11 protein-coding genes and 1 pseudogene are annotated in these 10,747 nt (G+C 67.4%); 4 read left to right on the forward strand and 8 right to left on the reverse strand.

Features of this window, described 5'->3' with window-relative positions:
* A pseudogene (locus ACWCRB_RS46585) lies at positions 1-85 on the forward strand (3-isopropylmalate dehydratase small subunit); the annotation flags it as partial.
* 77 nt (positions 86-162) lie between these two features.
* On the opposite strand, the gene ACWCRB_RS46590 reads toward ACWCRB_RS46585, so the two are convergent.
* Positions 163-1,770, reverse strand: coding sequence for an MDR family MFS transporter (locus tag ACWCRB_RS46590; RefSeq protein WP_451001874.1), 1,608 nt, complete (start codon positions 1,768-1,770; stop codon positions 163-165).
* A 160-nt stretch (positions 1,771-1,930) separates the two neighbouring features.
* On the opposite strand from ACWCRB_RS46590, the gene ACWCRB_RS46595 reads away from it, so the two are divergent.
* Positions 1,931-2,515 (forward strand): TetR/AcrR family transcriptional regulator, encoded by a 585-nt coding sequence (locus tag ACWCRB_RS46595; RefSeq protein ID WP_451001875.1) that lies wholly within the window; start codon positions 1,931-1,933, stop codon positions 2,513-2,515.
* A 22-nt stretch (positions 2,516-2,537) separates the two neighbouring features.
* Here the strand turns inward: ACWCRB_RS46595 and ACWCRB_RS46600 are convergent, their stop codons facing one another.
* Positions 2,538-3,128: a M23 family metallopeptidase gene (locus ACWCRB_RS46600; RefSeq protein ID WP_451001876.1), complete on the reverse strand. Its 591-nt coding sequence runs from the start codon at positions 3,126-3,128 to the stop codon at positions 2,538-2,540.
* Between the two features lie 470 nt (positions 3,129-3,598).
* Here ACWCRB_RS46600 and ACWCRB_RS46605 point away from each other — a divergent pair, with 470 nt between their 5' ends.
* Complete coding sequence (locus ACWCRB_RS46605; RefSeq protein WP_451001877.1) at positions 3,599-4,234, forward strand: HAD family acid phosphatase; 636 nt, start codon at positions 3,599-3,601, stop codon at positions 4,232-4,234.
* Between the two features lie 86 nt (positions 4,235-4,320).
* Here ACWCRB_RS46605 and ACWCRB_RS46610 read toward each other — a convergent pair whose 3' ends face one another.
* On the reverse strand, positions 4,321-6,846 hold the full coding sequence (locus ACWCRB_RS46610; RefSeq protein ID WP_235475881.1) for an ATP-dependent Clp protease ATP-binding subunit: 2,526 nt from the start codon (positions 6,844-6,846) through the stop codon (positions 4,321-4,323).
* Positions 6,847-7,286: 440 nt separating this feature from the next.
* On the opposite strand from ACWCRB_RS46610, the gene ACWCRB_RS46615 reads away from it, so the two are divergent.
* Positions 7,287-7,946 (forward strand): SCO3374 family protein, encoded by a 660-nt coding sequence (locus ACWCRB_RS46615; protein WP_451001878.1) that lies wholly within the window; start codon positions 7,287-7,289, stop codon positions 7,944-7,946.
* Here the strand turns inward: ACWCRB_RS46615 and ACWCRB_RS46620 are convergent.
* The 5 genes from ACWCRB_RS46620 to ACWCRB_RS46640 form a co-directional block, all read right to left on the reverse strand.
* Positions 7,925-8,260, reverse strand: a complete 336-nt coding sequence (locus ACWCRB_RS46620) for a histone-like nucleoid-structuring protein Lsr2 (protein ID WP_235475883.1) — start codon at positions 8,258-8,260, stop codon at positions 7,925-7,927. The genes ACWCRB_RS46615 and ACWCRB_RS46620 overlap by 22 nt on opposite strands.
* Before the next feature lie 240 nt (positions 8,261-8,500).
* On the reverse strand, positions 8,501-9,034 hold the full coding sequence (locus ACWCRB_RS46625) for an amino-acid N-acetyltransferase (RefSeq protein WP_235475884.1): 534 nt from the start codon (positions 9,032-9,034) through the stop codon (positions 8,501-8,503).
* A gap of 9 nt (positions 9,035-9,043) precedes the next feature.
* Complete coding sequence (locus tag ACWCRB_RS46630) at positions 9,044-9,517, reverse strand: BlaI/MecI/CopY family transcriptional regulator (protein WP_451001879.1); 474 nt, start codon at positions 9,515-9,517, stop codon at positions 9,044-9,046.
* Between the two features lie 66 nt (positions 9,518-9,583).
* Positions 9,584-9,766 (reverse strand): hypothetical protein, encoded by a 183-nt coding sequence (locus ACWCRB_RS46635; RefSeq protein ID WP_235475885.1) that lies wholly within the window; start codon positions 9,764-9,766, stop codon positions 9,584-9,586.
* 74 nt (positions 9,767-9,840) lie between these two features.
* Positions 9,841-10,482 carry a hypothetical protein gene (locus tag ACWCRB_RS46640; protein ID WP_451001880.1) on the reverse strand — a complete coding sequence of 214 codons (642 nt, stop codon included), beginning with the start codon at positions 10,480-10,482 and terminating at the stop codon, positions 9,841-9,843.
* Between the last annotated feature and the right edge of the window lie 265 nt (positions 10,483-10,747).

Genomic DNA, 10,747 nt, shown 5'->3' on the forward strand with positions numbered 1-10,747 from the left:
GCTCAAGAACGGCCTGCTCACGGTGGTTCTGGAGCAGAAGATCGTGGACGCGCTCCAGGAGCTGACGGAGAACGACCCACAGGCCCGTTCAGGGCCGTAGCGGGGGTTCGGGGGCGGCAGCCCCCGAGGGATGGGAACGGGTAAGGGCGGCGGGGGCGAGCCTCACACCACCTCAGCCACAGCCCCCTTGGCCACCCCCGAACGCGCCCCCTCATCCCCCTTCTCAGGCCCCGCCCCCTTCAACGGAACCTCCTTCACGAACACCGCCGCCACCAGCGCCGCGACCGCCACCACAGCCCCCAGCAAGAACGCCGAGTGCGTCCCGGAAGACACCGCGTACTGGTACGCCTCCCGCGCCGCCGCCGGCAACTTCGCCAGGCTCGCCGCATCCAGCTGAGCCGACTGCTCGGTCACCTTGGACCCCAGCGCCCCAGCCCGCTCGGTCATCACTTCCTGGACGCGGCTGTTGAACAGCGCCCCCATGATCGCGACTCCGAACGACGCCCCGAGCGTCCGGAACAGCGTGGCCCCGGAGGACGCGACACCCATGTCCTTCATCTCGACGCTGTTCTGCGCGACCAGCATGGTGATCTGCATCAGGCAGCCCATACCGGCACCGACGATCGCCATGTACACACCGGACGTCACCCGCGAGGTCCCGGTGTCCATCTGCGCGAGCAGGAACAGCCCCACGATCATCAGCACACTGCCGACCACCGGGAACACCTTGTACCTGCCACTGCTCGTGGTCACCCGCCCGGCGATCATCGACACGACCATCATCGCGCCGAGCATCGGAAGCAGCAGCAGCCCCGAGTTGGTCGCGGACGCACCCTGCACGGACTGCTGGTACAGCGGCAGGAACAGCACCGCCCCGAACATCACGAACCCGGTGACGAAGCCGATGACCGACATCAGCGAGAAGTTCCGGCTGCGGAATATGTGCAGCGGCATGATCGGCTCGGCGGCCTTGGTCTGCCAGAACACGAACCCGACGAGCGAGGCGACGCCGATCCCGATCAGCTCCATGATCCTGGCGGAGCCCCACGCGTACTCCGTACCGCCCCACGTCGTGACCAGCACGATCGCGGTGATGCCGACCGTCAGCAGCGCCGCGCCGGGATAGTCGATCCGCGTCTGCGCCCGCTTCTTCGGCAGGTGCAGCACCGCGCTGATGGCGACGAGCGCGACCACACCCAGCGGCAGGTTGATGTAGAACGACCAGCGCCAGCCCAGGTGGTCCGTCAGCGCCCCGCCGACCAGCGGTCCGCCGATCATGGCGAGCGCCATCACGCCGGCCATCATGCCCTGGTACTTGCCGCGCTCACGCGGCGGAATCAGGTCCCCGATGATCGCCATGACGCCGACCATCAGGCCACCGGCGCCGAGCCCCTGGACGGCCCGGAAGCCGATCAGCTGCCCCATGTCCTGGGCCATGCCGCTGAGCGCCGACCCGATCAGGAAGAGCACGATCGACGTCATGAAGACGCCCTTGCGCCCGTACATGTCACCGAGCTTGCCCCAGATCGGGGTGGAGGCGGCGGTCGCGAGCGTGTAGGCGGTCACGACCCACGACAGGTGTTCGAGCCCGCCCAGTTCACCGACGATCGTCGGCATCGCCGTACCGATGATCATGTTGTCCAGCATCGCGAGCATCATCGCGATCATGAGCGCGAGCAGCACCACCCGCACACTCCGCGGCTGCTTGCCCTGCTCACCCTGCCCGTCGACCCCGTCCGGCCGGTCCCCTACTACCTGTGCGTCCGCCATCGTCTCCGCCCCACTCCCCCACGTACTACTGCTACTCCTACTTACTTGCCGACCGGCAAGTTGACTACACTGGGGAAGCTAGACCTCTAACTAGCCGGGCGTCAAGTAAGTTTTGTCCCAAGGGCGCCCACCAGGGCATTCAGAAGCAGGAGTACGAGCAATGGACCGCACCAAGCAGCGCCGCCGCGGGGACACCCGCCAGCGCATCCAGGACGTGGCGCTCGAACTCTTCGCCGAACAGGGCTACGAGAAGACCTCGCTGCGGGAGATCGCCGAGCGCCTCGACGTCACGAAGGCGGCGCTCTACTACCACTTCAAGACCAAGGAAGAGATCATCGTCAGCCTGTTCGAGGACCTGACGAAGCCGATCGAGGACCTGATCGAGTGGGGCAGGCAGCAGCCGCACAGCCTCGACACCAAGCAGGAGATCATCCGCCGCTACAGCGAGGCGCTCGGCGAGGCGGCACCGCTCTTCCGCTTCATGCAGGAGAACCAGGCGACGGTACGGGATCTGAGCATCGGCGACACGTTCAAGACGCGGATGCTCGGTATGCGGGAGATCATCATCGACCCGGACGCCGCCCTGGTCGACCAGGTCCGCTGCATCAGCGCGATGTTCACGCTGCACGCCGGGATGTTCGTCCTCCAGGACCTCGCGGGCGACGCGGACGAGAAGCGCAAGGCGGTCCTGGAGGTGGCGATCGGCCTGGTCACCCAGGCCCACGAGGGCACGGAGCAGCCGTAGATCACGGCCACCGAGGCCTCCGTCAGACAGTCACGCCCTTGGCCCGCAGAAACGCCACCGGGTCCACGGCGGAGCCGTAGTTCGCGGTCGTACGGATCTCGAAGTGCAGGTGCGGGCCGCTGGAGTTGCCCGTGTTGCCCGACAGGGCGATGCGCTGCCCGGTGGCCACGACCTGGCCGACCTTCACGTTGATCTTCGACAGATGGGCGTACTGCGAGTACGTGCCGTTGCCGTGCTTGATCACGATGGCGTTGCCGTACGCCGACCCGTCACCGGCGCCGTTGCCGCCGGCCTTGACGACGGTGCCACCGTGCGCGGCGAAGACCTTCGTACCGCTCGGCACGGCGAAGTCCTGGCCGGAGTGCGTGGACGACCACATGTTGCCGGCCTGGTTGAAGCTGGCGCTGAGCGTGTACTTCTTCACCGGGTCCACCCAGGAGGCGGCCTTCTTGGCGGCGGCCTTCTTCGCGACGGCCTGGACCTGGACGGCACTCGCCGTCGTACCGGTGTCGGCGGCGGCCGCGATCCCGGCCGTGCCCAGCACGACCGACGCCGCGAGCCCTGCGGCCAGAACGGAGATACGGGAAACACGGGCGGTGGCGCGCTTGAGCATCGAAACCTCATGGGGACGGGGACAGAAAAACCACCCGGCACAGGCGACCTCGCCGGATGGGAAACCCCTTGGTACCCCCGCCCCCCACCCATCCCCAAACCCCTGGTCTACGGCACAAGGTAGTAGTTCAACGCAAATTACCTACTTATTGATAAAGCGACCCAAGCTATCGCACCACACAAACCATCCCCCACCCACCCCGTCACCCACTAATCACCCTAGTAACGGACATTTCGCCTGTGTATCATGTCACCGGCCCACAGGGCCGGAGGACGGCGACTGTGACGCGCGCAATGGGACCCACGCCACCCCGACTGCGAGCCGAACAAACCCCCTCCGACTACTGGCATCTCGCCGCTACCCGTGAGTAATGTTCCCTTCCCGCCCGCGCCACTCACTCCCGCAAGCATGCCCCTGACATCTGCAGTCCCTGGCACCGCACGGACCTACGTGAGAGGACCCCCATCCCGATGACAAGAGGCTCCTGGACGCCCTGGACGCGCCGCATCGGCCTGACCGCGGTCGCAGCGGTCGCCGCGGTGACCCTGGTCGGCCCCGGTACCGCCCAGGCCGCGACCACCACGGCCACCACGTCCGTGACGGCCGCCGCGGACGTCGACTACGCCACCTGGCAGGCGGACTGCCAGGCCGTGATGGACCAGGCACTGCCCTACCTGAAGCAGCGCATCGCCGCCGCCTCCACGGGCGAGAAGCCGGCGATCGTCTTCGACATCGACAACACCACCCTGGAGACCGACTTCGGCTTCAGCTACCCGTCGCCTGCCAACGCGCCCGTGCTGAAGGTGGCCCAGTACGCCCAGGACCACGGCGTCGCCCTCTTCTTCGTCAGCGCGCGCCCGGACATCATCAAGCCCCTGACGCAGTACAACCTCACGTACGTCGGCTACGACGTCAGCGGGCTGTACGTCCGCAATCTGATCGACCTCTTCAAGAACGTTGCCGACTACAAGACCGCGCAGCGCGTCGACATCGAGTCGAAGGGCTACACGATCATCGCCAACATCGGCAACAGCGCCACCGACCTCTCGGGCGGCCACGCCGAGAAGACGTACAAGCTGCCGGACTACGACGGCCAGCTGTCTTAAGCGACCCCATCAGGCCCCATCGGGCATGCGAAAGGGGCCGGTGCTCGAAAGCACCGGCCCCTTTTCTTCGGCTCAACCCCGGAGGGTCACGCCTCCTTGCTCAGGTTCGGCCCGGCACCGCCGGCCGCCTGCTCGATCGGCGGGACGTCGGGCAGTGCCGACTTCTCCTCGCCGCGGAAGGTGAAGGTCGCCGCCTCACCCTCGCCCTCCGTGTCGACGACCACGATGTGACCGGGACGCAGCTCGCCGAAGAGGATCTTCTCCGAGAGCGTGTCCTCGATCTCGCGCTGGATCGTGCGACGCAGCGGGCGCGCGCCCAGGACAGGGTCGTAACCCTTCTTGGACAGCAGCTCCTTGGCGGCCTGGGACAGCTCGATGCCCATGTCCCGGTCCTTCAGGCGCTCGTCCACCTTGCCGACCATCAGGTCGACGATCTGGAGGATGTCGTCCTGCGTGAGCTGCGGGAAGACGACCACGTCGTCGACGCGGTTGAGGAACTCGGGCCGGAAGTGCTGCTTCAGCTCGTCCGAGACCTTGTTCTTCATGCGCTCGTAGTTGGACTTCTTGTCACCGGAGGCCGCGAAGCCCAGGTTGAAGCCCTTGGAGATGTCCCGCGTGCCGAGGTTGGTCGTCATGATGATGACCGTGTTCTTGAAGTCCACGACCCGGCCCTGGGAGTCGGTCAGCCGACCGTCCTCCAGGATCTGCAGCAGCGAGTTGAAGATGTCCGGGTGGGCCTTCTCGACCTCGTCGAAGAGGACGACGGAGAACGGCTTGCGGCGGACCTTCTCGGTCAGCTGGCCGCCCTCTTCGTAGCCCACGTAGCCGGGGGGCGAACCGAAGAGCCGCGACACCGTGTGCTTCTCGCTGAACTCCGACATGTCGAGGGAGATCAGCGCGTCCTCGTCACCGAAGAGGAACTCGGCCAGGGCCTTGCTCAGCTCGGTCTTACCGACACCGGACGGACCGGCGAAGATGAACGAACCACCGGGGCGCTTCGGGTCCTTCAGACCGGCACGCGTACGACGGATCGCCTTGGAGAGCGCCTTGACGGCGTCCTTCTGGCCGATGACCCGCTTGTGGAGCTCGTCCTCCATGCGCAGCAGGCGGCTCGACTCCTCCTCGGTCAGCTTGAAGACCGGGATGCCGGTGGCGGTCGCGAGGACCTCGGCGATCAGCTCGCCGTCGACCTCGGCGACGACGTCCATGTCGCCGGCCTTCCACTCCTTCTCCCGCTTGGCCTTCGCGGCGAGGAGCTGCTTCTCCTTGTCACGGAGAGAGGCGGCCTTCTCGAAGTCCTGCGAGTCGATCGCGGACTCCTTGTCCCGGCGGACGCCGGCGATCTTCTCGTCGAACTCGCGCAGGTCCGGCGGAGCGGTCATCCGGCGGATGCGCATCCGGGAACCGGCCTCGTCGATGAGGTCGATCGCCTTGTCGGGCAGGAACCGGTCCGAGATGTAGCGGTCGGCGAGCGTCGCCGCCTGCACCAGGGCCTCGTCGGTGATCGAGACGCGGTGGTGCGCCTCGTACCGGTCGCGCAGGCCCTTGAGGATCTCGATCGTGTGGGGGAGGGAAGGCTCCGCCACCTGGATCGGCTGGAAGCGGCGCTCGAGGGCCGCGTCCTTCTCGAGGTGCTTGCGGTACTCGTCGAGCGTGGTGGCACCGATGGTCTGCAGCTCACCGCGGGCCAGCATCGGCTTCAGGATCGAAGCGGCGTCGATGGCGCCCTCGGCGGCACCCGCGCCGACGAGCGTGTGCAGCTCGTCGATGAACAGGATGATGTCGCCGCGGGTGCGGATCTCCTTGAGGACCTTCTTCAGGCGCTCCTCGAAGTCACCGCGGTAGCGGGAGCCGGCGACCAGCGCGCCGAGGTCCAGGGTGTAGAGGTGCTTGTCCTTGAGGGTCTCGGGCACCTCGCCCTTGACGATGGCCTGGGCGAGGCCCTCGACGACGGCGGTCTTGCCGACGCCGGGCTCACCGATCAGGACCGGGTTGTTCTTCGTACGCCGGGACAGCACCTGCATGACCCGCTCGATCTCCTTCTCGCGCCCGATGACCGGGTCGAGCTTGGACTCACGAGCGGCCTGGGTGAGATTCCGGCCGAACTGGTCGAGGACCAGGGACGTCGAGGGGGTGCCCTCGGCGGGGCCGCCGGCGGTGGCGGTCTCCTTGCCCTGGTAACCGGAGAGCAGCTGGATGACCTGCTGCCGCACCCGGTTGAGATCGGCGCCCAGCTTGACCAGGACCTGGGCGGCGACGCCCTCGCCCTCACGGATCAGGCCGAGCAGGATGTGCTCCGTGCCGATGTAGTTGTGGCCCAGCTGAAGGGCCTCGCGGAGCGACAGCTCCAGGACCTTCTTGGCACGGGGGGTGAAGGGGATGTGCCCGGACGGGGCCTGCTGGCCCTGACCGATGATCTCCTCCACCTGCTGACGGACCGCCTCAAGCGAAATGCCGAGGCTCTCCAGGGCCTTTGCGGCGACACCTTCACCCTCGTGGATCAGGCCCAGGAGGATGTGCTCGGTGCCGATGTAGTTGTGGTTGAGCATCCGGGCTTCTTCCTGAGCCAGGACGACAACCCGCCGCGCGCGGTCGGTGAACCTCTCGAACATCGTTAATCGCTCCTCAGAGCGGTCAGGCAGTAAGGGGACGCTCCCCTCCCTGTCCTTCCGCAGCTTAGTCCCGCAAGCGGGGACCGCTCATTCCAACTGCCGACACCGGACCGAGAACCAACACAGCCTCCTGACCCTGAACGCCGACATATGCTCCAACCCGATCGTGCGAGACGATGTTCCCGCAGGCCAGGCAGTTACCCTCACTATCAGTACGCCGATGGCGAACGTGAGACGGCCTTTTCTGCGTGTCGCCCCCTCCCACTAGGGATGTCTTACCCGTACGGACCGACACTCCATGCCGGATGCACCGGTTCCCTCCGCTACGGGCGAACAACCTTGCGCCGCCGAACTGCTCCGCGCATCCCCGAAATCGGAACTCCACGCGCCCGCAAGGGCACCCAGCGTAACTCGCGGCCCTTCGCGACGGTTGGCTTCGCATGGTTCCCACTGTCCCCCTTCCTCGCCGCCCTCTCGACCCGGGCGACACCACGAGCGATGTCCTGCACTGGTACGAGAACGAACTGGGGTGGGCGACAGTGCCCGGTTCCGGATCCGGGGGCCTTCCGGTACGGCTGGTCGTGGGCCGGAGCTTCGACGTGCTCGACGTGCCGGCCGAGGCGGGCTTCGCGGCGCTGCGGCACCGGGGGCAGGTGCGGGCGCCGGCTTCCCCGGTGGCCCTGCACGGGGACTGGATGCTGCTGTTGGTGGCCACGGGCAGCGCGGACGAGTTGCCGGGGCTGCTGGACTGGCTGGAGTGGGGCGGGCTCGCCGCGGACCTGAGGGCGATCGGCGCGGGCGGCCACATCGAGGCTCCCTTGCCGCCGGGGCCGCCCGGGCTGCCCGGTTCCCCCGTCCCGGCGGGCAGCTCTCCCGGCACTCAGGGCATCGCCCAGGGCCGGACAAATCCGCAGGGGGCCGCTGTCTGGCTGCGGCCCCCTGAAACAGGGTGCGGGACGGCGGTCCCGCTGCCGACGATGTCGGCCCTGGGGGGCGTCGGAGGCGCCCCCGATCTCGTACGGCTGGTGGACACGCTGGCGACTCAATGCCATCGCGTCCGACTGCGGCGCGCGTGCGCTCAGCCGTTGGCCTTCTCGTAAGCCTCGCGAATGGACGCGGGAACACGGCCACGGTCGTTGACCTCGTAACCGTTCTCCTTCGCCCAAGCACGGATCTGCGCGGTGTCCTGGCTGCCGCCGGAAGCGACACGCGCCTTTCCACGCCCACCCGAAGCACGGCCTCCAGTACGGCGGCCGCCCTTGACGTAGGGCTCGAGAAGACCGCGAAGCTTGTCAGCATTGGCAGTCGTGAGATCGATCTCGAACGTCTTGCCGTCCAACGCGAACGTCACGGTCTCGTCCGCCTCGCCGCCGTCGAGGTCGTCGACAAGAAGGACCTGAACCTTCTGTGCCACCGGATTTCCTTTCATCGATAACGTGGGAGCCGATGCCCACGGCGTGCGCCGCTGTTTCGCATCCCCTGTTATATGCAGTACTGCAGTACGTCGGAAAGCAAACCGCTTTTGCCGGAAAAACACAAACCCCCGGGAGAGACCGACGGTCCTTCCCCCGACCGGAAACGTACGCGTTTCGGACATAGGGAACCTGGGCAGGCGGCTCACAGGAATTGCCGATGCCCGATCACCGATGCCCGATCACAGATGCAGAAGCATCCGACTGTTGCCCAAGGTGTTCGGTTTCACTCGTTCGAGACCGAGGAACTCGGCGACGCCCTCGTCATAGGAACGCAGTAGCTCGGCGTAGACATCGGTGTCAACAGGCGTCTCACCGATCTCCACGAAGCCGTGCTTCCCGAAGAAGTCCACTTCAAAGGTCAGACAGAAAACGCGCCGAACGCCGAGCCAGCGGGCGGTCTGCAGCAACTTCTCCAGCAACTGATGCCCGACACCGGAACCCTTCAGGTCCGGGTTCACCGCGAGAGTACGGACTTCGGCGAGGTCTTCCCACATCACATGGAGTGCGCCGCACCCCACGACCTCGCCGTTGTCGTCGCGTTCCGCGACCCAGAACTCCTGGATGTCCTCGTAAAGCGTCACCGTCGCTTTGTCGAGCAGGATACGGCCCCGGACGAACGAGTCAAGGAGTCCGCGTACGGCCTGGACATCGCTGGTCCTGGCCCGCCGGACGGTGATGGCTTTCGCTGTGACTTCGGGACGCATCGCTGACATGAGCGGACGCTATCGCCCGGTGGGGTCCTCGGCCGAGGCGGGGTTCTCGTAGGCGGGCTTCTCGCCGGCGGTATGTTCCGCGGCTTCCGGCTGCCCGGGCTGTTCGACCTGTTCCGCCTGTTCCGGCCCTTGGGCGATGCGAACGGCATCCCTGAGGGCCAGCCGCTGTTCTTCGCTCATCATGCCGAAGAAGGCGACGAGAGCGGCGGCGGGGTTGTCGCTCTGCGACCAGGCTTCGTTCATCAGCGCGGCCGCGTAGGCGGCTCGGGTGGAGACCGCCTCATATCGATAGGCCCGGCCTTCCGCCTCGCGACGGACCCAGCCCTTCTGATGGAGATTGTCCAAAACGGTCATCACCGTGGTGTACGCGATGGACCGTTCCTGCTGAAGGTCTTCCAGGACTTCTCGAACGGTGACCGGGCGGTTCCACTTCCACACCCGCGTCATGACCGCGTCTTCGAGTTCTCCCAATGGGCGAGGCACAACTCAGCACAGTAGTGGGAGAAAGGGTGAATAGCGCGAAGGACGTGCGCTTACCTGCTCAAACCCCTACAAAGTGGTGTGATCCTGTCCGGCCTGCCGGGTCTGCTCGGCCCTGGCGAGGGTCGCGTCGACGACGGCGTCCTCCTTGGCCTTGTTGGCACCGCCCTGACTCTTCACCATCGTCACGATCACACCGATGAAGAGCGCGGCCATCACTACCGGGGGCACGAGCGCGGAGACGTAGTCCATGCGACCAGAGTAGCCAGGGCAGCCGAAAGGCCCGGGCGGGGGCCCGGGCCTCTGTGGGTCGTACTCCGTTCGACTCAACCCGCGGCGAGCTGTTGCGGCGGATTCGCGGGCGGGGTCGGCTTGCGGCGCGGGAAGACCTCGCCCGGGGTGGGGATGGGGCGGCCGGGCTTGGGGGCGTCGGGAGCGGGCCGGGGCGCCGGGGCGGGACGCTCGCCCGGCTTCTTCTCGACGGGCTTCTCGCCGGGCTTCCTGCCGGGGTCCTGGGCGGCGAGACCGCCGGGCAGGGCCAGGAGCCGGGTACGGGAGGCGGGCACCGTCGGCGTGACGGGCGCCCGGCCGGACACCCTGGCGCCGAGCCGGGCCCGTACGTTCCGTTCCGCGTGCCGCAGACAGCGGTCCAGGAGGGCGGCGGCGACCGGGTTGCCCCGCAGGGCCCGGAGGGCGGCGAGGTCGTCCGGGTCCGGGCGGTACCCGGCGCCCAGGGCCTCCTCCAGGAGCGTGAGGTAGCCGGCGGCGGTGCCGGGGAGGGCGGCGCGGTAGCGGGCGAGGTCGGCCACGAGGAAGGCGCGCAGCCTGGCTCCCTCACGCGCCGCCTCGTCGACGGACTCGGCAAGCCGGAGACAGTCCTGGACGTCCTCCGCGGAGGCGGGGCCGGGGTGGAGGGCGAGGGCGAGAGCACGGCGGAGCACACGCAGCTCCTCCGCACCGAACGCCATGCCGCCGCGAGATCCGAATGGCGTGGGCATGCGGCGACGATACGCGCTAATCAGACAAACTCGGCACGGAAGAGGGGGTGTGGCGCAGGAAGCCACCCAGGTGGCCGCGCGCAGTCGGCGTTTCCTCGCCCCCGCCGCCCCTACCCGTTCCCATCCCCTGGGGGCTGCCGCCCCCAGACCCCCCTTTGTCGCGCTGAACGCGCTCGTCCTCAAACGCCGGACGGGCTGGATGGTGCCGGCCGGCGCTTGGGTATTCAGCCCGTCC

Source organism: Streptomyces sp. NPDC002156 (assembly GCF_053593675.1).